We start from the raw sequence: 23981 nt of genomic DNA, 5'->3' as shown, positions 1-23981 counted from the left end.
GACTCCTTAATGATGGTGATGATGCTCTTGCTCTGCGGCGTTTTCTGCTGCTTTACTAACAGGCAGGGTAATTGCCATTTTCTCGCCACCGTCAAACTCTAATTGCAGTTCAACTTGTTGCTCTAACACCAATGGCGCTTTTAAGCCAAGCAACATGACGTGATCCCCTGACGGCGTTAACGTTAATGTGCCATGGGAGGGGATGTCAAAACCTTCAACATGGCGCATCTTCACCATGCCTTGGTCTTCGATAATCGTGTGTAATTGGGCATCCTTTGCCACAGTCGTACTGACACCGATAAGACGAATCGCTTTATCTGTGTGGTTTTCAAGCGTAAAGTAAGCGGCAGTATTTGGTACTGTCTCAGGCATGGCGCGTATATGACCTTCAGTCATGACTACGTTCGCCAACGCTGAAAATGATGCACAAGATAAAACTAGACAATTAAACAGCTGTTTGAATATTGGTTTCAATGTCTTAAACTCCATGTCTACCCAATGTCGTCGTAAAGGAAACAACCCATGAGTCATATACAGGTTCAGGATGATCAGGGCGTGCGTATTATTAGCTTTAATCGCCCTGATAAACGCAATGCACTTGATCTTAATATGTATAAACAACTGACAGAATACCTGATCGAAGGTGAAGCAGACAACGACATTCGTGCCTTTATGCTCCATGGCCAAGATAATTGTTTCACCTCAGGCAATGATGTTGCTGACTTTTTGAAAAATAGTGACTTAGGGCCAAATCATCCCGCAGTACGTTTCTTATTTTGTCTACTCGAACTCAAAAAACCTCTGGTAGCTGCCGTTTCTGGTGCCGCCGTCGGTATAGGTACAACCGTACTGCTACATTGCGATCTGGTATACGCTGACAACACGGCGAAATTTCAACTTCCCTTCGTCAACTTGGCTCTCGTGCCGGAAGCCGGGGCTAGCCTACTCTTACCAGAACTCATTGGTTATCAAAAAGCGGCTGAGTTACTGCTACTTGGTGAAAGTTTTAATGCCGAGACGGCCCATAGACTCAATATGATCAACGAAATTGTGGCCCATGAAGATTTACTCAGTTATGCATTATCTCAGGCAAAAAAATTGGCCAATCAACCGCCACAAGCACTACAAATCACACGTCAATTAATGCGCCCGCATAAAAATCGTGTACAGCACCAAATGCACCAAGAACTTGAACAATTTAGCGCTAGGCTAAAAAGTGAAGAAGCCAAAAGCAGATTTCAGGCTTTTTTGAAAAAGTAGCCTGCAAGGCAGTATGCACATACATGTCGCATGAGGGTCAAAGTGCCCTCTTGTTGATAGGTTTAATTGCAACATTTTAAATCAAAACAAGCCATTTATGAGCTCATCGAACGCCAGCCATCACTGCATGCTTAGGCTGGTTTTTTCCATTGATCAACTAACAGTGCTAAAACAAAGTAAATCAACAAACTCACACCCGGCATAAATACAACTGCACCAGCCCACACCGCACGAGTCCAAAAACAAGACCAATCAAATTTCCACGCCATGCCTGCAGCAACACCACACACTAACCGCTCTGGACTCTCCATACGCACTTTTAATCGTTTCATCTAAAACCTCGGCTCAGTTGATCGCTAACTTATTTATCACTAACACTATGCCACTGAAACCAGCAAATAATGCCTGAAAACAACGCAAGACTAATTACAGGTAACAGTAGCAATGTCATCAAAGGTGCTACAAACCACATAAGCAGATCCTTTACTTAGCGCTATATTCATCGGCACTTGCCGATTCACCTTTATTTTCAGCGTTTAAGCTAAGTTGACTGTTGAAGTCATAAATACTTTCAGCCAGTTGTGTTTGCAATGACATCACAAATTCACGCTTTACACTGACGAACAATTCCTGTGTCTGCGCAGTTAATGTTTGCTCAATAGTTCCCACAACATCTGATATTGGTGCGGCTTCTGCGTGTGCTGCAACGCTACCGACTAACGCGCCTAATAACACACTCATTTGTACTGATTTTTTAATGGTTAACGTAAACATGATGGCATCCCTTTCGATTAATTAACTTGACGAAAGGAGTATTACAAACTGCGTGCCAACTTATAAAAATATTCTTAAGATTATGATTTTAATCATTTTAAAAAATTTTATGTGGACAAGATGAGATATAGGGATGGATTGGAAAATAACAAGTGGTGAAAAATACTACTCAAATTAGTAAATTTCACCATCTTTTAAGTTGAGTGGAATTACTCTACAACTTCAGCCTGAATATTCTGAAAAGCCTGCATTACCACTTCTATCCCAGCGCCGTTTTTATGGGCATTTTCGCTCAAATAACGACGCCACGCACGGGCACCCGGTAAGCCTTGGAATAACCCGATCATATGGCGAGTAATATGATTAAGTCGCCCACCAGACTGCAAATGCGCTTCAATATAAGGCAACATAGCCTCAATCACAGCCTCGCGGCTAATCACTGCTTTTTGACTGCCACACAATATTTGATCCACCTGCGCCAGAATATAAGGATTCTGATAAGCCTCGCGCCCCATCATTACTCCATCGAGCTGCACTAAATGCATTTGTGCTTGCTCGAGAGTTGTTACGCCGCCATTAATACCAATATTAAGTGCAGGATAATCACGCTTAAGTTGATACACACGCTCATAATCGAGCGGCGGGATCTCGCGATTCTCTTTTGGGCTTAATCCTTGAAGCCACGCCTTACGCGCATGGATAGTAAAATCCGTACACCCTTTTGCACTGACCACATCAATAAACTGGGTTAAAAACGCATAACTATCTTGTTCATCAATTCCGATACGCGTTTTCACAGTCACAGGAATATCAACGACTTGTTTCATGGCGTCAACACACTCAGCCACTAACTCAGGTTCCGCCATCAGACACGCGCCAAAGCGACCATTCTGCACTCGATCGGAAGGACAACCCACATTGAGGTTAACTTCATCGTAGCCTCGCTCAGCAGCGAGTTTAGCGCAACGAGCCAAATCTAAGGGATTAGAGCCACCTAACTGCAACGCCAAAGGATGTTCTTCTTGGTTATACGCCAAGTAATCACCGCGACCATGCAATATCGCTCCTGTTGTCACCATCTCCGTATATAACAAAGCATTAGCCGACATCAAACGTGCAAAATAACGATAATGACGGTCCGTCAAGTCCAACATGGGCGCAATGGAAAAGGTCCTAACGATTGGAATAGCTGATATAACAGGGTTTTTACTCATTTTAGATTGAATCATCACGCTCACATTTTAAGCTGTTTTTACACATTTGTGCATTTGTCTAATTGCCGGGCATCCTGTGAGGTATCCCAAATTATAAGATTGAGCGCTCAAGATGGTGTTCCCAGTAATTGACCTGAAAACACGTACTGAACAACACACTACAAATGCGTCGTTAGGGTGAAGCAAAAAGTGAGACAGTTTACAGCGAACATCGTACTTTTACAAAGTCAGCTAAGACACTCAAGGCCAAGACGCCTTTTTGATAGCACTCCACAATGCCGAAAATAGCCATATAAAATGGGATTACGTAAGACGCGATGGGATAGAGAGTTGAGTAGCAACGCCTTCTCACAAGTTCAAGTACTAATAAAAGTCGAGTTACTCCATAAAAAGGCTAAAAAACTTTGCAGCATCGGCACTCATGAGCCACTATGAATGGGGCTAATGCAGCCCATTTTTGTATATATGAGACGTAAAACAACGCTATTTGACGATAAGCGTCTTCCAAGCAAACTTATGAACCATCATACAAAACTGTCTAAACAATAAAGGACACGGTTATATGGAGCTTTAACTGCCTATAACTCAGATAAATGATAAGAATATCTTTAAATTAGCCTCACATTTATAGCTGTCTCATCTAAGCTGATAGAGTGTGATCAAGATTGCTGTCGATAAGCAACTTTTCTAATAGCCTTAAGCAATGCCATTACTCCATGGTTTAGGCTCAAAAGAGGACAAACTTAGGCATGAACGTTAATTTTATTAATCCTTTCCTCCAATCTTTGCTCAATGTCATATCTACGATGGCGAGCATGGATTTGACGCCGGGCAAACCCCAAATCAAAGTAGATAACTTAGCTAAGGGTGATGTGTCCGGTCTAATCGGTCTTGTAGGACCCCAAACAAAAGGATCACTGTCGATTACCTTCGAACAAAAGCTTGTTTTGCAGATAATGCAGAATATGCTGGGCGAAAACCCGGGTAAAATTAACGAGGAAGTGACTGACTTAGTAGGCGAAATTACGAATATGGTGACTGGTGGCGCAAAAAATCTTTTGGGTCAAAAAGGCTATGAATTTGAAATGGCCACTCCTATGGTCGTATCAGGAAAAGGCCATACTATTTCCCATAAAGCTAATGGCACTAAGATTATCATGCCATTTACAAGCCCGCATGGTACTGCTTATATTGAAATATGTTTTGAAAACTAACAGCTAAAATGCATCAAGCCAGTCAGCTCAAAATACATTAACTATCCTGTCGCTCTGGATCTTATGTTTCATTCGCTTATTTAAAGCCAGATAACAAAGATCAGAACGGCTGGTTTACCGTAACCTGAATTGAGGTATTTTTATCGTCTATTTTGCCGCCTAACACCAGTTCAGCACAGCTTCATCCTCAGGTCCAAAACATATTGCGTCGCCAACTGTGAACTGCAAACCACTATTTTGCTTATCTCAGTCCTACAGGTTCGACATTTCTCCCGCTAACAAATAACTATAATTCATAGTGTTATTTGCAGTAACCATTCGTGTAGTGGCAATTATTCATCCTGACACTTTACATAAAAGAAAACGGTGTTTAATCACCGTTTTCTTGCTAAAAAGTGTCCCAGAATACTTCCATTTGTCAGGGTTAAGCTAAGCAAACAGCAACCCTTGGCGTAAGCTTAGTGACTAATTCATAAGCGATAGTGCCGATATGTTCAGCGACTTCCTCCACGGGTAATGCCTTACCCCACAGCAATGCACTATCTCCTACTTTATCTTGGGCACCTTGACCTAAGTCAACAGTCAACATGTCCATAGAAACACGGCCGACTATGGGTACACGGCGACCATTGACCCACACGGGTGTGCCTTCCGGTGCATTGCGAGGATAACCATCACCATAGCCAATCGCCACGACACCTAAACGGGTATCTTGCTTCGCGGTCCAGAAACAACCATAGCCGACTGGCTGATTGGCTTTATGATCCCGTACCGCAATCAACTGTGATACTAATTCCATCGCAGGAACTAGCCCGTGATTCGCACCGCAATCACCAGTAACAGGAGATACGCCATAGAGTGCAATACCAGGACGGATCCAATCGCCTTGGCTCTGAGGCCAATACAAGGCACCAGCAGAGTTTGCTAAGGTTCTAAATCCGGGCAAGCCTGCCGTTAACGTATTAAAAGCCGCCATCTGTACTGAGGTATAGGTGTTTTCAGGCTCGTCCGCACAGGCAAAATGTGTCATCAAATGGATCGGTTTTGCCACATTTGGACAGGCCATTAACCTTGCGTAAACCGTTGAAAATTGTTCGGACGTAAAACCTAAACGATGCATGCCTGAATCCACTTTAAGCCAGACAGTGACAGGTTTTGACAACACAGTTTGCTCTAACATCTCAAGCTGAGAGCTGTGGTGCACTACAGTGTCAATATCATGCCCGACGAGTAACGGGAGATCGGTGGCGCGGAAAAAACCTTCTAGTAATAACAAACGCGCTGTCACGCCGCCCGCTCGTAATTCTAAGGCCTCATCCAATCGTGCTAGGCCAAAGCCATCGGCACTGACTAAACAATTAGCGACATTCAATAATCCATGACCATAACCGTTCGCTTTAACGACGGCCATCACACGACTCGCTGGTGCCTGTTGACGCAACGCAGCGAGATTGGTTTGCAGTGCACTACTGCTAATTTCTGCACGGGGAAAAGGGTTCAAAATTTACCTTGTTTACTCAGGAAATAAAAAGTCACGGATATAAAAAATACATCAATACAGCTCATCTTCTGCAAACGCAAACTGACTGTTTTTAAACGTCAATTAATCTTCTTCAAACTGCGGCCCAGCATAATTATCGAAACGCGAAAATTGCCCTTGGAAAGTGAGCCGCACCCGACCAATGGGGCCGTTACGTTGCTTACCAATGATGATTTCTGCCGTGCCTTTATCTTGAGAATCGTTGTTATACACTTCATCGCGATAAATAAACATGATGAGATCCGCATCTTGCTCGATAGCGCCTGATTCACGTAAATCCGAGTTAACAGGACGTTTATCGGCCCTTTGTTCGAGCGAGCGGTTAAGCTGCGACAGGGCAATAATCGGGATTTCCAACTCTTTGGCTAATGCTTTCAGCGAGCGTGAAATTTCAGAAATTTCTAAGGTACGGTTATCTTTTAAGGCGGGCACCTGCATTAACTGCAGGTAATCTATCATGATCATAGATAAACCACCGTACTCACGGGCGATACGACGCGCGCGGCTGCGAACTTCTGTCGGGGTTAATCCCGAACCATCATCAATATACATTTTGCCTTGCTCGAGCATGATACCCATGGTCGATGAAACCCGCGCCCAATCCTCGTCATCGAGTTGACCAGTACGGATCTTAGTTTGATCGACGCGGCCCAAGGAGGCCAACATACGCATCATAATCTGTTCTGACGGCATCTCGAGACTGAAAATAAGTACGGGTTTATCTTCATTCATTGCGGCCTGTTCGCACAAGTTCATCGCAAAGGTGGTTTTACCCATAGAAGGACGCGCCGCAACGATAATCAAGTCACCGGACTGGAAGCCAGCGGTCATCTTATCCAAATCGTTAAAGCCACTCGATACTCCAGTCACACCGTTATGGGGGTTATTGTAAAGCTGTTCAATCTTATCGACGGTTTTTTCCAGAATGGTTTTAATGCCTTCGGGACCTTCATTAGCATTGGTTCGCATCTCGGCGATCTTAAAGACTTTACTCTCAGCAAGGTCGAGTAATTCACCCGAGTCCCGACCTTCTGGGTTATAGCCCGCATCGGCAATCTCATGTGCGACGCGGATCATATCACGGACCACGGCCCGCTCACGGACGATTTCAGCGTAAGATAAAATATTACCCGCACTTGGGGTATTTTTCGCAATCTCACCTAAGTAGGCAAAACCACCGGCATCTTCTAATTGGTTCTCAACTTCGAGCTGTTCAGAAACCGTGATCAAATCGATCGGTTGCCCTAAATCGACCAATCTGTGCATGGCAGAAAAGATCATCTTATGTGAGCGAGAGTAAAAATCCTCTTTTACTACAGCCTCTGCGACCCTGTCCCACGCTTCGGCATCTAACATCAAGCCGCCTAATACCGATTGTTCAGCCTCAATTGAATGCGGTGGCAGCTTGAGTCCATCAAGCTGCAAATCTCTTGGCTTACTTTTAGGCTTAAAAGCACCTTGTTGTGACATTAACGCTCCCGATTTCCAACAACTTAACAAAATATGATATAAAACCCGCGTCAAGCAAACAGGATGTTTACACTCGCCTGTTATTTCATTCCAACGGACACTCTAACAATCAATAAGGAAAGAACATGCGTATTGCATTGGTTGCGGCCTTAGTACTGACATCCGGCATAGCAACTGCCGACGAAGGACAATGGCAACCTTATCAAATGCCTTCAATTGCAGACAAACTCAGTGAACGCGGAATCGATATTCCGGCAGAAAAACTGGCCGATCTGACAAGTTATCCAATGAACGCTGTGGTTGGGCTGGGCTATTGTACCGCCAGTTTTGTCTCCCCCCAAGGGCTAGTTGTGACAAACCACCATTGTGCCTACAAGGCGATACAATATAACACTAAGCAAGAGCATAACTACCTAGAACAAGGCTTTTTAGCAACATCGATGGACAAGGAACCCTCTGCCGGTCCTAACGAACGTTTATACATCACAGAAGCAGTGACCAATGTCACCGCGCAAATCAATAAAGACCTCAGCCAAGACCCGCTAAGTCGTTACGAAGACATTCAAAATCACAGTAAAGCGCTCATCAAAAGCTGTGAAGCCGATGCTAACTATCGTTGTAATGTGCGCAGTTTCCATAACGGCTTAGAATACTACTTAATCAAGCAATTGATGATCCGCGATGTGCGCTTAGTCTACGCACCACCTGAAAGTGTTGGGGGCTATGGTGGCGATATTGATAACTATGAATATCCACGCCATTCGGGTGATTTTGCCTTCCTACGAGCTTACGTCGGAAAAGATGGCAAACCCGCCGCGTATAGCGACAATAACATTCCTTACCAACCAAAGAGCTACCTTAAGGTCAATGCCGATGGCGTAAAAGCCGGTGATGGCGTGTTTGTGGCGGGTTACCCAGGCACGACTAGCCGTTACAACCTGACCAGTGAACTTAAATTTGCCAGTGATTGGTTGTACCCAACCCAAGCTAAGCGTTATCAATTACAGATTGATACTATCGAGGCTATGGGACAAAAAGATGCCGATATCGCTATTAAGTACGCAGGTAATATGGCCTCAATGGCCAACCGGATGAAGAAACTCAACGGCCTATTAGCGGGTTTTAAAGCAACGGATATCATTGGCATTAAGCAAAGCCGTGAAGATAATTTTTTAGCTTGGCTTAAACAAAACCCTAAGCTAAATCAAAATCTCATTGCTGAGTTAGAAGTGTTACTCGCCGAGCAACAACAAGCATTCCAAAGTAATTACTACTTTACCAATGCCCAATCGAGCACATTGTTAACCGCAGCAAACAGCCTCTACCGTCTTGCTAAAGAAAAACAAAAGCCCGATGCCGAGCGTGAGCAAGGCTACCAAGAACGTGATATTGCTATGCTAAGCTCACGTCTTAAACGTATCGATTCAAGTTTTGATGTCACTGTTGATAAGACTTTGTGGCTACAGGATTTAAATGCTTACCTTAGCCAATCAAATCGCGTAGCAGCACTCGATGAAATGCTAAGTGTGAACACTAAAGATGCCGATCTCGCAGCTAAACTCGATGGTTTGTACACACTCACTACGCTCACAGACCAAGCTAAGCGCCTCGCGTGGATGAATGCCGATGCTAGCGCTTTCGAAACCAGTGCCGATCCCTTTATTCGTTTAGCCGTAGCACTTTACGACACGAATATGGCACAGGAAAAGTCAGAAAAAATCTTAGACGGCAAGCTGTCTAGTGCTCGCCCTGATTATATGGCGGCCGTAATCGAATACTACAAAGCAAACAACTGGCCAGTCTATCCTGACGCCAACGGTACGCTACGGATCAGCTATGGCATGGTTGATGGTTATCAATCACGTGATGCGCTCTATAAACAGCCGTTTACTCGTCTTGATGGCATAGTCGCAAAACACACAGGCGTTGAGCCCTATAATGCGCCGAAAAAACTCCTCGATGCGATTAGCGAACAACGTTTTGGCGATCATCTGGTGAAGTCGGTTTATCAAGATCCCCGCGGCTGGATTTGCAGACTCTTCTCTTGTTTAGATAAACCAGAAGAATTTAACTCAGTACCTGTTAACTTCTTATCGAGTGTGGACACCACAGGTGGTAACTCCGGCTCACCAGTCTTCAACGGAAAAGGTGAGTTAGTGGGCCTTAACTTCGACTCAACCTATGAAGCTATCACTAAAGATTGGTTCTTCAACCCAACCATCACCCGTGCAGTGCACGTGGATATTCGCTATATCCTGTGGATGATGGATGAAGTGGATCATGCCGATAACTTAATCCAAGAATTGGATTTAGTGAGAAATTAATACTCTGAGCCAAACACGGATTTAACCCATCTAGTCAAAAGCCGCTCACTGTTATGCAGTAAGCGGCTTTTATTTGGGCTCGTATTTTTAGCAGCGAATACACTTTGGGATGATGAGATTGAATGAGTAGGCGCGTATCACCTATCGCTTAAATCCATCGCAGAGCCGATATCAAAACCTAAATTTCAGCTATAAAAAAACACCGCCGAAGCGGTGTTTCTCTTAAGATTAAAGCAAGGAGTAATTAAGCTTCTGCAACGATAGAAACTTTAACAACAGCTTTAACTTCAGTGTGTAACTGAACTTCAACTTCAAAGTCGCCAGTAGTACGCAGAGCGCCTAATGGTAAACGAACTTCTGATTTAGCCAGCTCAACACCAGCAGCAGTCACTGCATCAGCGATGTCACGGTTGCCAACTGAACCAAACAGTTTGCCTTCATCACCCGCTTTAGAAGCAATAACAACAGCTTCCAGTGCAGTGATTTTCTCAGCACGTAGGTTAGCAGCAGCTAATTCAGCAGCTAATTTAGCTTCTAATTCAGCGCGACGAGCTTCAAATACTTTAACGTTGCTTTCGTTAGCAACAACAGCTTTACCTTGTGGCAAAAGGTAGTTACGAGCGTAACCAGCTTTAACAGTAACTTGGTCACCCAAGTTGCCTAGGTTAGCGATTTTATCAAGCAGAATAACGTTCATTATCAAATCCTCTATATTCGATTAGGAATACTGCAATTACTGATGTAAATCAGTATATGGCAGTAGAGAAAGATAACGAGCACGCTTGATAGCGCGAGCTAGTTGGCGCTGATATTTAGCACTAGTACCAGTGATACGGCTAGGAACAATCTTGCCGCTTTCAGTGATGTAGTTCTTTAAAGTAACGATATCTTTGTAATCAATTTCTGCAACACCTTCAGCGGTGAAACGGCAGAACTTGCGACGACGGAAATAACGTGCCATGTTGACAGTCTCCTAAGTTTTCAATTCGACATTTTCGGCATGGATGACTAAGCGGTTCTGACCATTACGCCCCTGTTGAAGCGTCATAAAGCCCTGCACTTGTACTTCCACACCTGCTTTCAGATCTTCTGCGACGCTTTCAAAGCGTGGGCCACTCAATATCACTTGAATTTGTACGTAGACGTTGCGGAGCATTTCGGCTTCATAACGCTGCGATTTGTGTTCCAACATAATCACACTGTGTGCAATACCAGCTGGGCTTTTAAAGCGTCTTGAACGAGTTATCGTTCCTGACAACACCAAGTTATTGGTGGTCACAGATTACCTTACTCAGCGATTTCTTCAGCGTGAGCTTCATCATATGAGCGTTCGCCAGCTGGGCCACGACGTGAATCGCGCTCATCTCTAGCTCTAGCCATTGGAGATGCTTCAGTAACGGCAACTTTAGTACGCATTACCATGTTACGCAGAACTGCGTCGTTGAAACGGAAAGCTGTTTCTAGCTCTTCGATCGTCTCTGCTTTAGCTTCAACGTTCATCAGAACGTAGTGAGCTTTATGCAGGTCAAGGATTGGGTAAGCCAGTTGACGACGGCCCCAATCTTCTAAACGGTGGATTGTACCGTTAGCTTCGGTGATAACACCTGTGTAACGCTCAATCATACCTGGTACTTGTTCACTTTGATCTGGGTGAACCATAAATACGATTTCGTAATGACGCATTTATTGCTCCTTACGGTTATGTAGCCTCGGTATTGGCTCAGTCAGACCAAATGGAGGCAAGGAACGAAAAATAGTGACTGATTTGAGCGCGAGATAGTACAGAAAGCAAGCCAGAAACTCAAGCAATAACTTTGCCTCGCCAATCAATACAGGTATGATGGCGGTTCGCCTACATTCGGACGTCTGAAATCAGCTAACCAAGAATAAAACATAATGCTAAAAGTTATTGCGCCAATCAGTTTGTTTTTCCTTTCATTTCCAGCGCTTGCGCTTGTTCCACCTGATTATCAGGAACCGCCCAGCGATTTTACCGCGGAAATCGAAGCTGGCTTGCAACTGAACACAGGCAATACCGAATCCAGCAGTTTTAATGGTCGAACCCAACTGATTTACGATACAAAGCAAACCAAGCAAGAAGCCACACTAAAAGCCTATTTTGCCTCAGAAAAAAGTCAAACAACCTCCGAAAAATATGAGCTACAGTTACAATCGAACTATAAACTGACTAAGGGTTATGTCTTCGGACGTGGTGATTTTACTTGGGATCAATTCGGTAGTTACACGCAAATATCAACGCTTTCGAGTGGTTACGGTTTCAATGCTATCAGTAGTTATAAAACAAAACTCAGTCTCGAGTTCGGCCCAGGTTATCGATATAACTTACCTGCAGAGTCGGTAACCATCCCCAGCCCTGATGCCGAAAAAGATGTCATTCTTCGTACCGCTGCCAAATTCTCTCAAAAACTACAGGAATACAGCAGTCTCAATGCCGATCTCACCGCGGAAGTGGGCGAGAACAACAACACCCTCACCTTAGATATGAACTATAAAAATCTGGTGTTCCAAGATTGGGCATTTAAGATCGGTATGAACATCAAATACACTGAAGTGGTACCAGAAGGCAGCCAACCCATGGATACCATCACCACCTTCAACTTGCTTTACACTTTTAGATAACTCTTTTTAAAAAATACGACGAAATACATAGAGTAAGATGACGCTAATAGCCTACTCGGCTGGCGTCTATGTGAATGCTTTACAAGCATCCCCTTGAGTTGTTCCGACATAATTCAGTGATTTTTTGAGCAGAAATGCGCAATTAATCAAGATTTACCAACAATTTGCAACACAACATAAACACTAACCCCTGATATACTCACTCCTCATTATCAATCTAGTTTGTGTTTTCGGAGTTGTATATGACTAATCCGCTGCGCACTTTCGCCTCTTTATATAGCACCACGTTATTAATGGTATTAGCCGGCGGCTTGCTTACCACCTATCTTGGGCTCAGGCTCTCAGTGATGAATGTGCCACAAATATGGATTGGCGGCATGATGTCGGCCTACTATGTTGGCCTAGTGGCTGGCTCTAAGATTGGTCATCGACTTATCGCTCAAGTGGGTCATATCCGCGCCTTTGTCGCCAGTGCAGGCATAGTCGCTGCATCGGCATTAGGCCATGCACTCGTGGATGAGCTAGCGGTTTGGCTGCTCCTCAGACTCGTAGTCGGCATGGGAATGATGTGCCAATACATGGTGTTAGAAAGTTGGCTTAACGAACAAGCTGAAAGTAATCAAAGGGGCACAGTGTTTGCCAGTTATATGATCGTATCTTACTTCGGCTTAATCTTGGGCCAAGGTGCGATCAGTATTTTCCCCGAATTAGGACTAGAGCCACTACTGCTTATCGCAATTTGTTTTTCACTCTGTATCGTACCGATTTCACTCACGCGTCGTCTTCACCCTGCGCCCTTAGTTCCTGCCCCACTCAAAATTGCCTATTACTGGAAAAAAGCGCCACAAGCACTCACGACAATCGCGATTGGTAGCATGATAGTGGGTTCGTTTTATGGTCTCGCTCCCGCCTACGCCAGTAACTTAGGTTTACCACCTGAAAAAGTCGCCACGTATATGACGGCAACGATTTTAGCGGGATTACTGGCACAATGGCCAATGGGAAAATTGTCCGACATTATGTCCCGCAGTCGCCTTATCCGTATCAACTGTATATTGCTCGGTATCTTAGCCTTAGCTATCGCCTTAACCCCCTATCATCCGGTGATTTCACTGGTGATGACTTTCCTATTTGGTATTTTAGGTTTCACTTTCTATCCGCTCGCCACAGCGCTTGCCAACTCTCGAGTAGAGCAAAATGAGCGGGTAGGCTTATCAGCAACAATATTATTAACCTTCGGCTTAGGCGCCAGTATCGGTCCGCTTATCGCATCGACATTAATGCAATGGTTTGGCAATAACATGTTATATGGCTTTATGTCAGCCTGTACCTTAATACTCTTTGTGCGTTTACGTTATGTACATTCACAGCAAAAAGTCGAAACCAATGTCACCCAAGACTACATAATGGCGACGGGTGACTTAGTCTCGTCACCACTGGCGGCAGCGCTGGATCCACGAGTTGATGTCGAATCGATTCAAGAACATATGACACCCAGTGCTAACCTAGATGAAGCGGAATATGATTTAGGGGCTGATGGTGTCGATGACGATATTATCGACGCAAATGACAGTGATGAGGAGCAACTCGCCTTCAGTTTCGATATCGAGCAAGCAGAGCCTGAAGCCGTTCAAACGGATGACGCCGATAGCCATCAGATCAACCTAGACAAAGCGCTGACATAAAAAGGCCAATAAAAAGGCCGATTAACTGTTTAAAGTTAATCGGCCTTTTTATTTCTGTAAGCTCTAACTAAAACAGATAGTTACTGCAACAAGTCGTTACTGCAAGCCTGATACCTCATGTTCGAAATCAGGCAAACGTGAGTGTATTAGCTGCGGCGCTGACGCACTGCTTCAAATAGGCAAATACCCGTTGCAACCGATACGTTCAAGCTAGACACACTACCGGCCATAGGGATAGAGATCAGTGAATCGCAAGACTCACGGCTTAATCGGCGTAAGCCTTTGTCTTCAGCTCCCATAGCAATCGCCAATGATCCCTTGAGATCCGCTTGATAAAGCTCGCAATCTGCCTCGCCCGCAGTGCCCACAATCCACACACCTTTATCCTGCAGGTGACGCATAGTGCGCGCAAGATTAGTCACTTGGAATAAAGGTACTGTTTCCGCAGCGCCACATGCCACTTTACTCACAGTCGCAGTTAAGCCAACTGAATTGTCTTTAGGCACGATAATACCTTGTACGCCAGCCGCATCGGCATTACGTAGGCAAGCGCCTAAGTTATGGGGATCCGTCACACCATCCAAGATCAACAGGAATGCTTGCTCAGTGTTAGCAAGCAGCACATCTAAATCTTGCTCATTCAATACTTTCGCCGCTTTAACGCGCGCGACTATGCCTTGATGTTGGCTGCTTTCCGCTTTGTCATCTAAGGCTTTACGAGAAGCGACTTGAATCGTCGTGCCAAAGGCTTTGGCCTGATCGGCCAGCACAGTTAAGCGCTCATCGTCACGACCTTGTAACAGCCACAACTCAATAATGCGCTCAGGGCTGTGTTTTAACAGGGCTTCAACTGCGTGGATCCCAAAAATAATATCTTGTTTTTTCATTTATTTCTTTCTCGTGCTCCGCTTAGCGGCTTTTGGCTTTTTAGCCGGATCTTTTACTGCTGCTTTTTTAGCTTTAGTGCCAGCTTTGGCCTTAGGTTTGGTTTTGCCTGTTTCAGCCTTGGCGCTAGATACCGCGGTTTTGCCTGCTTTACCTTGCTTAGCGCCTTCACGATTAACGCGCTCACGGGCTGTCATCGGCTTATCACGACTGGCAGATGCATTACGCTTACCACCTTTGCCGTCATCACCCAGCATAACCAAATCAATCTGTCTGTCATCTAAGTTGACTGCAGCAACCTTAACCGTCACAGGATCGCCGACTTGATAAACTTGACCTGTGTGCTCACCGATAAGACGTTGACGCATAGGGTCGAATTGGTAGTAATCGCTACCAAGACTTGAGATATGCACTAAGCCATCGATAAACAGTTCATTTAAGCGCACAAACAAACCAAAACTGGTCACTGAGGCAATCACAGCTTCAAAGGTATCGCCGACGTGATCTTGCATAAACTCGCACTTGAGCCAATCGCTAACATCGCGAGTCGCTTCATCGGCACGACGTTCTGTGGTCGAACACTCTTCGCCTAATTGGTCGAGCTCATCGAGCTGATAGTGATAGCCACCATCCTGCGTCCACTTCTCAGTGGCTTCGCCTCTTTCCTTCGCCAGTAAATAACGGATCACACGATGTAACACTAAATCCGGATAGCGGCGAATGGGCGAGGTAAAATGCGCATATTCTTCTAAGGCTAAACCGAAGTGACCTTCGTTATCCGGAGTGTAAATTGCCTGACGCATAGAGCGCAGCAACATCACTTGGATAAGTTCAGCATCGGGACGGTCGGCAATTTGCAGCATTACGTTCTGATAATCGGACGGCGTTGGCTCAAGACCACCAGTCATAGTCAAGCCACGCTCAGCAAGGAACTCTTTAAAGTTCGCTAGCTTTTGCTCAGATGGCGCTTCATGTACGCGATACAAGACTTCGCCTTTGTGTTTCTTCACAAATTTAGCCGCAGAAACGTTGGCTAAAATCATGCATTCTTCAATGATTTTATGGGCTTGATTACGGCCACGCGGAACGATTTTATCAATCTTACGCTGCTCATTGAAAATGAACTGTGTTTCCATGGTCTCAAACGCAATCGCACCACGCTCGGCTCTTTGCTCATCGAGCGCTAAATACAATGACTGTAAACACTGTAGATGCGGGAACAAGGCTTCATGCTCAGGCGCAATCGGGCCGCCTTCTAACATCTCCGCCACTTGGGTATAAGTGAAACGGGCATGGGAATACATCACAGCCGGATAAAACTTATAACCTGATAACTTACCTTTAGCAGATACGGTCATCTCGGCGACCATACATAAACGGTCGACGTGGGGATTAAGCGAACATAGGCCGTTAGAGATTTTCTCCGGCAGCATAGGGATCACTTGCGACGGGAAATACACTGAGTTACCACGGGCACGCGCTTCGGTATCTAAGGCGGAATCGGTGCGCACATAGTAACTAACGTCCGCAATCGCAACCCATAAACGCCAGCCGCCACCGGCTTTTTTCTCCGCGTACACAGCATCGTCAAAATCGCGGGCGTCTTCACCGTCGATAGTCACTAATGGCAGATGACGTAAATCCACACGACCGACTTTATCGGCGTCGGTTACTTCATCGGGAATACGGCGCAGTTTCTTCTCAATCACAGGTGACCAAGTATGGGGTAAATCATAATTACGCAGGGCAATTTCGATTTCCATACCCGGCGCCATTTGCTTACCGAGCACTTCAGTCACTTTACCCGCAGCCTTAACAAAACGGCCTGGGCGACGCGTTAATTCAACCACAACCACATCACCTTGACGGGCGCCATTGCGATCTTCATTCGCGACTAAAATTTCTTGGGTAATACGCTTATCATCGGCAATGACAAATGCCATACCGCTATCGACATGATAACGGCCAACAATCGCGGCACTTCGCGGCTGGATCAGACGAACCAAACGCGCTTCGCGACGGCCACGACGATCTGTGCCCGCTTTTTGCGCCAGCACTTTATCACCGTGGAAATACATCAGCATGTCGCGGTTCGAAATAAATAAGTCATCACCGCCTTCATCGGGTTTGAAAAAGCCGAAGCCTTCTCTGTGTCCGAGCACAGTGCCGGGGATCAGATCCATTTTCTCGGGTAAGCCATAGCTCTGCCCACGAGTGAACACCAGTTCGCCATCGCGTTCCATCGCACGTAGGCGACGGCGCAAGGCCTCAAGTTGTTCTTCCTCTTGGATGTTTAACGCCGCGGCAATGCTGTCACGAGTGATAGGTGATTTTTGAGAACGTAAGTAATCGAGAATATACTCACGGCTTGGGATAGGGTTTTCGTACTTATCCTGTTCACGCTCAAAATGAGGGTCTTTGATCATTCAATATCCAAATAATGTGTCTCTAGATTAAGAGACCACTTAACGGGTTCGCAACTGTTCTTGCTGGGCCCGCGCCACTGCACTGGGGGGCATTTTAGCTGCTAACACCTGCAGTAAAGACAAGGCTTTATTCTTAGTCGCCTCGTCCGCAAATACATCGTTATATAACCAGTGATAGGCCATCTCGTAATCCCTAGGACTACCATAACCTTCACCGAATAAACGAACTAACATCATACGAGCGGATAAACTGCCACTTGCAGCCGCAGGCAGTAAATAATGCACTGCTCTGTCTTTATTGCGGATGACAAATTTCCCACTCTGATAATACTCGGCAAGCTTTAACATCGCTTCTGAGCTACCTTGTTCGGCCGAGTCACGTAACAAAGCAATACCCTTCACAGGGTTAGCCTTCACACACGTTCCATGATTGAGCATTTCGCCCCAAAGAAATTGATATAAAGGCTGTTTTAAGACTTGGGCTCGCGCCTCAATGTCTTGGACTAACTGGCAATCATCACGTTTCACTTTCGCTAAGTATTGATTGCTACGGATCAAATCAAGCAATTGATCTTGACTATAAATATCCACCGCCTGCGTTTCAGCAAAGCACATTGAAGATACTAAAGGCAGTAGCGCAACGAGTGCTGTACGTAGCATAACGACTCTCAATGACAGTAGGATGAATACTTGCATCGGCAGTATAACCTATTTCTTGAGCTTGAGCTGAATTTCTAACCGCAGAATGAAACAGAGAAAGGCATAAAGAAGCAGAGAAAAAGGCCGTGAAACACGGCCTTAACAGATCTTAATTGAACGGATTAACCAAAATCATGGTTTCGTTACGATCAGGACCCGTAGAGATAATGTCGATAGGTGTTTCTAATAACTCTTCAAGACGCTTGATATAATTGATCGCTGCTTGAGGCAGTTGCTCAATTGATGTCGCGCCAAAAGTCGACTCGCTCCAACCCGGCATAGTTTCATAAACCGGCGTAACCAGTTCATAACCTTCAGCGGCAAGCGGAGTGACTTTAGAGATAGTGCCATCAGGATTCTGATAACCGACACAAATCTTCACTTCTTTCAGACCATCAAGTACATCTAACTTAGTCAAGCAGAAGCCGCTAACACTGTTGATTTGAACTGCGCGGCGCATTGCTACAGCATCCAACCAACCTGGACGACGCTTACGACCCGTTGTTGCACCAAACTCATGACCTTTAGTACCTAAATGATCGCCGACTTCACATAATAGTTCAGTTGGGAATGGACCTGCACCTACGCGAGTGGTGTAAGCCTTCATGATACCTAAGACATAGTCTAAGTGACGCGGACCAAAACCTGAACCCGTCGCAACACCACCGGCAGTGGTATTTGAAGAGGTTACAAATGGGTATGTTCCGTGGTCGATGTCGAGTAATGTACCTTGAGCGCCTTCGAACAGAATTGGCTCACCGGCTTTACGCGCAGTATCCAATAGTTCAGTCACATCAACACACATGCTCTTCAGATAATCGGCCATAGCCAACGCATCTGCTAGCGTTTGCTCGTAATCAACCGCTTCGACTTGATAGTACTCTGTCAGCATAAAGTTATGGTATTTCATAACTTCTTTCAGCTTTTCAGCAAACAGTTCAGCATTGAACAGGTCGCCTACTCGCAGACCGCGACGAGAGATCTTGTCTTCATACGCAGGTCCAATACCACGGCCAGTTGTACCAATAGCTTTATTACCGCGCGCTTTTTCACGGGCAATATCAAGGGCACAATGGAAGGGAAGGATCAGCGGACACGCTTCAGAGATCAACAGACGTTCCTCAACAGGAACTCCACGATCTTTCAGCATGTTGATCTCTTTCATCAGGGCGTCAGGTGCAAGCACCACACCGTTGCCAATAATGCATTTCACATTATCGCGCAGGATACCCGATGGGATCAGATGAAGAACGGTTTTTTCACCGTCGATAACCAAGGTATGACCAGCATTGTGGCCGCCTTGATAGCGCACTACATATTTTGCCTGTTCTGTTAGAAGGTCGACAATCTTACCTTTTCCTTCGTCACCCCATTGGGTGCCGAGAACAACTACGTTTTTGCCCATTATTTGCTGCAAGGTTGCGGTTAAAAAAGAATTTTAACAGATCTTAGTTAATAAGGGCAAGCAGGCTATTTTTCATGCAAAAATAACCCAAAGAACGACTCCAGCCGTGACTAATGCCCCACCAAGTCGCTGGATAACTTGCTGATTTTGATGGGAGAGTTCATTTAAATAACGACGCCATTTATTTGGGAATAATAATGGCCCAAGGCCTTCCAAAACCAACACAAGTGCCACTGCTAGCATAAAAATTTGAAAAGTCATGCTTACCTCAAACTCACTCGCTTAATATAAATTTATTGTATATCAGCATACTCCAACCAAAGAGTTTTCTTATACCGTCAATTTTTAGCCAATAAAAAACCCAGCATAGGCTGGGTTTTTTGATATTCCAAAAACGAATTAACGCTTAGAGAATTGTGGCTTACGACGTGCTTTACGTAGACCCACTTTCTTACGCTCAACTTTACGAGCGTCACGGGTAACGAAACCAGCAGAACGTAGAGATGGACGCAGTGCTTCATCTAATTGCATCAGAGCACGGGTAATACCGTGACGGATTGCGCCTGCTTGGCCAGTGATACCACCGCCTTTAACAGTTACATAGATGTCCAGCTTGTCAGTCATTTCAACTAACTCTAAAGGTTGACGAACAACCATACGAGCAGTTTCACGACCAAAATACTGATCCAAAGGACGTTGATTTACAACGATGTTGCCACTACCTGCTTTAGCGAAAACGCGAGCTGTAGAGGTTTTGCGACGGCCAGTGCCGTAGTACTGAGTTGCAGCCATTTGCTTAATCCCGTTTAGATATCAAGAACTTGAGGTTGTTGTGCAGTGTGGTTATGTTCTGCGCCAGCGTAAACTTTCAGTTTACGGAACATGGCACGGCCCAGAGGACCTTTTGGTAACATACCCTTAACTGCTTTCTCGATGATCATTTCTGGCTTTTGCGCTTGCAGCTTTTCAAAGCTGATTTGCTTAATGCCACCAGGGAAGCCTGAATGCGAGTAGTACGTTTTGCCTTTCGCTTTGTTACCAGTAACAGTCACTTTTTCAGCATTAACAACGATGATGTAATCACCGGTATCAACGTGTGGAGTGTATTCTGGCTTATGCTTACCGCGTAAACGGACAGCGATTTCAGTAGCGATACGACCTAAAGTTTTGCCGTCTGCGTCGACGACGAACCAGTCACGAGTTACAGTTTCTGGTGTAGCAGTAAAAGTCTTCATTATTACAAAAACCCAAAGTTAATTTTCTGTCTCACATGCTGTCTGCATTTGCAAACAACACAAAATTGCCTTTTAGTACCCCTTCGAGCACCGACTTCGGCTTACAACTTCCGCCCAATTGGCGGAGTAACGTGGGCAGGTGGCGGAGTATAGACAAAGCTGAGTTAAAAATCACCTGATATTTTGATAAAAATTATAAAATATCGACCAATCGGACTTGTCATCCTAAGGATTAACAAGCCTCTGGTGATTTAAGGCTGCAGCTAATGCAAAACTCTTACACTACTGGGTTACGGCAGGTGTTCGGTTTTTAAATAATCGTGGGATTGCATCTCAATTAAGCGTGAACGGCAACGCCTAAATTCGAAGTTAAGCAAACCATCGGCATAAATATCTTCGAGTGGCACTTGAGCCGATACAATCAGCTTTACATTGCGCTCGTAAAATTCGTCGACCATAGCTAAAAAACGTCTTGCGATGTCATCGCCTGTCAAAAAGGCGCCCATTTGTTCTATGCCACTCACGAGGACAGTGTGATAAATCCGCGCAAGTTCCATGTAATCACGCTGGCTTCGTGGACCATCACAGAGCGCTCTAAAATCGGCCAACAATACGCCCTGCGCCTGCTGTCGAATACTAATACTGCGGCCTTCTATTTCGATGTCACCAGTAAGCACCTCAGACTCAGGCGCTAACTGACTAAAATAACGTATCAGATTGGCATCAGCTTGTGCATCTAACGGATGATGATAAATCTCTGCTTGCTCAAGGGTACGCAATCGATAGTCAATGCCAGAATCCACATTGAGTACTTCACAATGTTGATTAATTAAGGCTATCGCAGGTAAGAAACGTGCGCGCTGTAAGCCATTTTTATATAAGTCGTCGGGGATAATATTCGAAGTTGCAACCAGTACAACGCCTTCTTTAAATAACGCTTGAAACAGCGTACCTAATAGCATGGCATCGGTAATATCAGAGACAAAGAATTCATCGAAACAGATAACGCGATATTTTGCAGCCATCTTTTTCGCAATCACCAACAAAGGATCGCGAACGCCTTTTAACTCGTCCAAATCTAAATGCAATTGATGCATAAAGCGATGGAAGTGAGCCCGCAATTTTTGTTCACCAGGCAAGGCATCAAAAAAAGTATCCATCAGGTAAGTTTTACCGCGTCCTACTCCGCCCCAAAGATACAGGCCTTTAGGTGATGCTGGTGCCGATGTTAAGCCTAATGCGCTAAACAATTTCCCCACAATAGAACTCGGCTCTTCTGCCGTAGTTAAGTCTTCATAGACGCGTTGTAACGCCTTAACGGCAATTTCTTGAGCCGGATCATGGGAAAAACCATCACGAGTAAGATCTTTTTGATAATGCTGCCAAGGGCTTAACTGAGGCACGTTTAAATTCTCTTATGTCCTTTATTAAAACTGTGACGATATTAGCACGGCCAATATGACGCAGGATATATTAATGCAGAATACGACTTTTACCTTAACGCTAAACTGCATACAAACGTCTAATAAGCCTCTATGCTGTAGGTCATTTTAATCGGCAAAATCTGCTTATATTAGGGCTTGAAAAATCCTAATATCGCCCACAGATTTATGTTCAGAAACAAGTATGAAACAGCCGAAAAAATAGGCTAAAAAAATTAACATTTATTAATATAATGAACTTTTTCAATAAGGTGCGAGTCAGAGTGATTACCTAGGCAAATAGCCGGTACCGATACAGATTTGATCTGGCACTCGCACGATTGCTGATGCATTACATCCAGATCTTTCAACCCTTATTTGGAGTTATGAATAGATGAAAACAAAATTATCTGTACTTTCAGCCGCAATGTTAGCCGCGACCCTGACTATAATGCCTGTCGTCTCACAGGCCGCCATTCCACAGACGGTTGAGGGACAATCCATTCCAAGTCTTGCGCCTATGCTTGAGCGTACGACGCCCGCAGTCGTATCAGTAGCGGTAACGGGGACTCATGTTTCTAAGCAAAGAGTACCTGATGTTTTCCGTTACTTTTTCGGCCCTAATGCACCACAAGAGCAAGTGCAAGAGCGTCCTTTTAGAGGCTTAGGCTCAGGCGTCATTATTGACGCAGAAAAAGGCTATATCGTCACGAACAACCATGTGATTGACGGTGCTGATGATATTCAAGTTGGTCTTCACGATGGCCGTGAAGTAAAAGCAAAACTGATTGGTACTGACTCAGAGTCAGATATCGCATTATTGCAAATTGAAGCGAAAAATCTCATCGCAATCAAATCCTCTGATTCCGATGATTTACGCGTAGGTGACTTTGCCGTTGCCATTGGTAATCCCTTCGGTTTAGGTCAAACCGTCACCTCGGGCATTGTTAGTGCTTTAGGCCGTAGCGGCTTAGGCATTGAAATGCTGGAAAACTTTATTCAAACCGATGCCGCGATTAACAGTGGTAACTCGGGTGGCGCACTCGTCAATCTTAACGGCGAGTTAATTGGGATTAACACCGCAATCGTAGCACCGGGCGGCGGTAACGTCGGTATTGGCTTTGCCATCCCTGCTAATATGGTGAAAAACCTCGTGGCACAAATTGCCGAACACGGAGAAGTACGCCGCGGTGTATTAGGTATTTCGGGACGTGATCTCGATAGCCAACTCGCCCAAGGTTTCGGTTTAGACACTCAACACGGCGGCTTCGTGAATGAAGTAGCCAAGGGCAGTGCCGCAGAGAAGGCCGGTATAAAAGCAGGTGATATTATCATCAGCGTTGATGGCCGTGGTATTAAGTCATTCCAAGAACTGCGGGCTAAAGTCGCCACTATGGGTGCAGGTGCTAACGTTGAGTTAGGACTCATCCGTGACGGTGATAAGAAAACAGTTAAAGTGACCTTAGGTGAAGCGAGCCAAACCAGTGAAACAGCGGCTGGTGCCGTGCATCCTATGCTGCAAGGCGCGTCCTTAGAAAACTCATCTAAGGGCATTGAAATTACCGATGTCGCACAAGGCTCACCCGCGGCCATGAGTGGCTTACAAAAAGGAGATGTGATTGTCGGTATTAACCGTACTGCGATTAAAGATCTTAAGACACTTAAAGCACAACTTAAAGATCAAGAAGGTGCCGTGGCACTGAAGATAATGCGTGATAAGAGCATGTTGTATTTAGTCCTACGTTAATCGACAAAATAGGCCATTTTTTCTGCCATAGATGAGCATAGG

24 protein-coding genes are annotated in these 23981 nt (G+C 45.1%); 6 read left to right on the top strand and 18 right to left on the bottom strand.

Features of this window, described 5'->3' with window-relative positions:
• Positions 1-6: 6 nt before the first annotated feature.
• Complete coding sequence (locus L5M17_RS08750) at positions 7-489, bottom strand: copper chaperone PCu(A)C (protein ID WP_028761867.1); 483 nt, start codon at positions 487-489, stop codon at positions 7-9.
• A gap of 33 nt (positions 490-522) precedes the next feature.
• Between L5M17_RS08750 and L5M17_RS08745 the strand changes: the two genes are divergently transcribed.
• Positions 523-1260 carry an enoyl-CoA hydratase gene (locus tag L5M17_RS08745; RefSeq protein WP_263146715.1) on the top strand — a complete coding sequence of 246 codons (738 nt, stop codon included), beginning with the start codon at positions 523-525 and terminating at the stop codon, positions 1258-1260.
• A gap of 131 nt (positions 1261-1391) precedes the next feature.
• Here the strand turns inward: L5M17_RS08745 and L5M17_RS08740 are convergent, their stop codons facing one another.
• The 3 genes from L5M17_RS08740 to dusA form a co-directional block, all read right to left on the bottom strand.
• Entirely contained in the window at positions 1392-1592 is a 201-nt protein-coding gene (locus L5M17_RS08740) for a PspC domain-containing protein (RefSeq protein WP_113941528.1), read from the bottom strand.
• 151 nt (positions 1593-1743) lie between these two features.
• Entirely contained in the window at positions 1744-2034 is a 291-nt protein-coding gene (locus L5M17_RS08735; RefSeq protein ID WP_263146713.1) for a hypothetical protein, read from the bottom strand.
• Positions 2035-2243: 209 nt separating this feature from the next.
• On the bottom strand, positions 2244-3263 hold the full coding sequence (dusA, locus tag L5M17_RS08730) for a tRNA dihydrouridine(20/20a) synthase DusA (protein ID WP_263146710.1): 1020 nt from the start codon (positions 3261-3263) through the stop codon (positions 2244-2246).
• 734 nt (positions 3264-3997) lie between these two features.
• On the opposite strand from dusA, the gene L5M17_RS08725 reads away from it, so the two are divergent.
• The gene (locus L5M17_RS08725; protein ID WP_105251417.1) at positions 3998-4462 is read left to right on the top strand and encodes a chemotaxis protein CheX; all 465 of its coding nucleotides are present in this window, start codon (positions 3998-4000) and stop codon (positions 4460-4462) included.
• Positions 4463-4886: 424 nt separating this feature from the next.
• On the opposite strand, the gene alr is transcribed toward L5M17_RS08725, so the two are convergent.
• Together alr and dnaB are read right to left on the bottom strand one after the other, a co-directional pair.
• On the bottom strand, positions 4887-5963 hold the full coding sequence (gene alr, locus L5M17_RS08720) for an alanine racemase (RefSeq protein WP_263146709.1): 1077 nt from the start codon (positions 5961-5963) through the stop codon (positions 4887-4889).
• Positions 5964-6065: 102 nt separating this feature from the next.
• Complete coding sequence (gene dnaB / locus L5M17_RS08715; protein WP_105251415.1) at positions 6066-7472, bottom strand: replicative DNA helicase; 1407 nt, start codon at positions 7470-7472, stop codon at positions 6066-6068.
• 125 nt (positions 7473-7597) lie between these two features.
• Between dnaB and L5M17_RS08710 the strand changes: the two genes are divergently transcribed.
• The gene (locus tag L5M17_RS08710) at positions 7598-9796 is read left to right on the top strand and encodes a S46 family peptidase (RefSeq protein ID WP_263146705.1); all 2199 of its coding nucleotides are present in this window, start codon (positions 7598-7600) and stop codon (positions 9794-9796) included.
• Between the two features lie 244 nt (positions 9797-10040).
• On the opposite strand, the gene rplI is transcribed toward L5M17_RS08710, so the two are convergent.
• From rplI to rpsF, 4 genes are read right to left on the bottom strand one after another with little or no spacing between them, the layout of a single operon-like run.
• Positions 10041-10493 (bottom strand): 50S ribosomal protein L9, encoded by a 453-nt coding sequence (gene rplI / locus L5M17_RS08705; RefSeq protein WP_113939970.1) that lies wholly within the window; start codon positions 10491-10493, stop codon positions 10041-10043.
• 36 nt (positions 10494-10529) lie between these two features.
• On the bottom strand, positions 10530-10757 hold the full coding sequence (gene rpsR, locus L5M17_RS08700; RefSeq protein WP_006083042.1) for a 30S ribosomal protein S18: 228 nt from the start codon (positions 10755-10757) through the stop codon (positions 10530-10532).
• A gap of 12 nt (positions 10758-10769) precedes the next feature.
• Positions 10770-11075, bottom strand: a complete 306-nt coding sequence (gene priB / locus L5M17_RS08695) for a primosomal replication protein N (protein ID WP_105251411.1) — start codon at positions 11073-11075, stop codon at positions 10770-10772.
• 8 nt (positions 11076-11083) lie between these two features.
• Entirely contained in the window at positions 11084-11479 is a 396-nt protein-coding gene (gene rpsF, locus L5M17_RS08690; protein WP_105251410.1) for a 30S ribosomal protein S6, read from the bottom strand.
• A gap of 213 nt (positions 11480-11692) precedes the next feature.
• Between rpsF and L5M17_RS08685 the strand changes: the two genes are divergently transcribed.
• Both L5M17_RS08685 and L5M17_RS08680 read left to right on the top strand, forming a co-directional pair.
• Positions 11693-12436 (top strand): YdiY family protein, encoded by a 744-nt coding sequence (locus L5M17_RS08685; protein ID WP_168825486.1) that lies wholly within the window; start codon positions 11693-11695, stop codon positions 12434-12436.
• Between the two features lie 242 nt (positions 12437-12678).
• Entirely contained in the window at positions 12679-14121 is a 1443-nt protein-coding gene (locus L5M17_RS08680) for an MFS transporter (protein WP_198573779.1), read from the top strand.
• 146 nt (positions 14122-14267) lie between these two features.
• Here the strand turns inward: L5M17_RS08680 and rlmB are convergent, their stop codons facing one another.
• The 8 genes from rlmB to zapE form a co-directional block, all read right to left on the bottom strand.
• Positions 14268-15008: a 23S rRNA (guanosine(2251)-2'-O)-methyltransferase RlmB gene (rlmB, locus tag L5M17_RS08675; protein WP_028759536.1), complete on the bottom strand. Its 741-nt coding sequence runs from the start codon at positions 15006-15008 to the stop codon at positions 14268-14270.
• Positions 15009-17432: a ribonuclease R gene (gene rnr, locus L5M17_RS08670; RefSeq protein WP_263146702.1), complete on the bottom strand. Its 2424-nt coding sequence runs from the start codon at positions 17430-17432 to the stop codon at positions 15009-15011. It abuts the gene before it with no gap.
• A 39-nt stretch (positions 17433-17471) separates the two neighbouring features.
• Positions 17472-18128, bottom strand: coding sequence for a flagellar protein MotX (gene motX / locus L5M17_RS08665; protein ID WP_113939975.1), 657 nt, complete (start codon positions 18126-18128; stop codon positions 17472-17474).
• A 112-nt stretch (positions 18129-18240) separates the two neighbouring features.
• Positions 18241-19536, bottom strand: coding sequence for an adenylosuccinate synthase (locus tag L5M17_RS08660; protein ID WP_028759421.1), 1296 nt, complete (start codon positions 19534-19536; stop codon positions 18241-18243).
• A 72-nt stretch (positions 19537-19608) separates the two neighbouring features.
• A complete protein-coding gene (locus tag L5M17_RS08655; protein WP_198573776.1) occupies positions 19609-19797 on the bottom strand; it encodes a DUF2065 domain-containing protein in 189 nt (62 codons plus the stop codon).
• 138 nt (positions 19798-19935) lie between these two features.
• Positions 19936-20328 carry a 30S ribosomal protein S9 gene (gene rpsI / locus L5M17_RS08650; RefSeq protein ID WP_006083052.1) on the bottom strand — a complete coding sequence of 131 codons (393 nt, stop codon included), beginning with the start codon at positions 20326-20328 and terminating at the stop codon, positions 19936-19938.
• Between the two features lie 14 nt (positions 20329-20342).
• Positions 20343-20771: a 50S ribosomal protein L13 gene (rplM, locus tag L5M17_RS08645; RefSeq protein ID WP_105251403.1), complete on the bottom strand. Its 429-nt coding sequence runs from the start codon at positions 20769-20771 to the stop codon at positions 20343-20345.
• A 290-nt stretch (positions 20772-21061) separates the two neighbouring features.
• Entirely contained in the window at positions 21062-22174 is a 1113-nt protein-coding gene (zapE, locus tag L5M17_RS08640; RefSeq protein ID WP_263146699.1) for a cell division protein ZapE, read from the bottom strand.
• Between the two features lie 412 nt (positions 22175-22586).
• Here zapE and degQ point away from each other — a divergent pair, with 412 nt between their 5' ends.
• A complete protein-coding gene (gene degQ, locus L5M17_RS08635) occupies positions 22587-23939 on the top strand; it encodes a Do family serine endopeptidase DegQ (protein ID WP_131524126.1) in 1353 nt (450 codons plus the stop codon).
• Positions 23940-23981: the final 42 nt, after the last annotated feature.

It is taken from the genome of Shewanella sp. SW24, from assembly GCF_025653395.1.
Classification (GTDB): domain Bacteria; phylum Pseudomonadota; class Gammaproteobacteria; order Enterobacterales; family Shewanellaceae; genus Shewanella; species Shewanella oncorhynchi.
Note: the sequence above shows the minus strand (reverse complement) of the source record. Positions and strands in the feature narration are given on the sequence as shown.

Bases quoted from the DNA above. Each gene is read 5' to 3' on its own strand.
- L5M17_RS08750 (WP_028761867.1), bottom strand. From the start codon at position 489: ATGGAGTTTAAGACATTGAAACCAATATTCAAACAGCTGTTTAATTGT.
- L5M17_RS08745 (WP_263146715.1), top strand. From the start codon at position 523: ATGAGTCATATACAGGTTCAGGATGATCAGGGCGTGCGTATTATTAGC.
- L5M17_RS08740 (WP_113941528.1), bottom strand. From the start codon at position 1,592: ATGAAACGATTAAAAGTGCGTATGGAGAGTCCAGAGCGGTTAGTGTGT.
- L5M17_RS08735 (WP_263146713.1), bottom strand. From the start codon at position 2,034: ATGTTTACGTTAACCATTAAAAAATCAGTACAAATGAGTGTGTTATTA.
- dusA (WP_263146710.1), bottom strand. From the start codon at position 3,263: ATGATTCAATCTAAAATGAGTAAAAACCCTGTTATATCAGCTATTCCA.
- L5M17_RS08725 (WP_105251417.1), top strand. From the start codon at position 3,998: ATGAACGTTAATTTTATTAATCCTTTCCTCCAATCTTTGCTCAATGTC.
- dnaB (WP_105251415.1), bottom strand. From the start codon at position 7,472: ATGTCACAACAAGGTGCTTTTAAGCCTAAAAGTAAGCCAAGAGATTTG.
- L5M17_RS08710 (WP_263146705.1), top strand. From the start codon at position 7,598: ATGCGTATTGCATTGGTTGCGGCCTTAGTACTGACATCCGGCATAGCA.
- rplI (WP_113939970.1), bottom strand. From the start codon at position 10,493: ATGAACGTTATTCTGCTTGATAAAATCGCTAACCTAGGCAACTTGGGT.
- rpsR (WP_006083042.1), bottom strand. From the start codon at position 10,757: ATGGCACGTTATTTCCGTCGTCGCAAGTTCTGCCGTTTCACCGCTGAA.
- rpsF (WP_105251410.1), bottom strand. From the start codon at position 11,479: ATGCGTCATTACGAAATCGTATTTATGGTTCACCCAGATCAAAGTGAA.
- L5M17_RS08685 (WP_168825486.1), top strand. From the start codon at position 11,693: ATGCTAAAAGTTATTGCGCCAATCAGTTTGTTTTTCCTTTCATTTCCA.
- L5M17_RS08680 (WP_198573779.1), top strand. From the start codon at position 12,679: ATGACTAATCCGCTGCGCACTTTCGCCTCTTTATATAGCACCACGTTA.
- rlmB (WP_028759536.1), bottom strand. From the start codon at position 15,008: ATGAAAAAACAAGATATTATTTTTGGGATCCACGCAGTTGAAGCCCTG.
- rnr (WP_263146702.1), bottom strand. From the start codon at position 17,432: ATGATCAAAGACCCTCATTTTGAGCGTGAACAGGATAAGTACGAAAAC.
- motX (WP_113939975.1), bottom strand. From the start codon at position 18,128: ATGCAAGTATTCATCCTACTGTCATTGAGAGTCGTTATGCTACGTACA.
- L5M17_RS08660 (WP_028759421.1), bottom strand. From the start codon at position 19,536: ATGGGCAAAAACGTAGTTGTTCTCGGCACCCAATGGGGTGACGAAGGA.
- L5M17_RS08655 (WP_198573776.1), bottom strand. From the start codon at position 19,797: ATGACTTTTCAAATTTTTATGCTAGCAGTGGCACTTGTGTTGGTTTTG.
- rpsI (WP_006083052.1), bottom strand. From the start codon at position 20,328: ATGGCTGCAACTCAGTACTACGGCACTGGCCGTCGCAAAACCTCTACA.
- rplM (WP_105251403.1), bottom strand. From the start codon at position 20,771: ATGAAGACTTTTACTGCTACACCAGAAACTGTAACTCGTGACTGGTTC.
- degQ (WP_131524126.1), top strand. From the start codon at position 22,587: ATGAAAACAAAATTATCTGTACTTTCAGCCGCAATGTTAGCCGCGACC.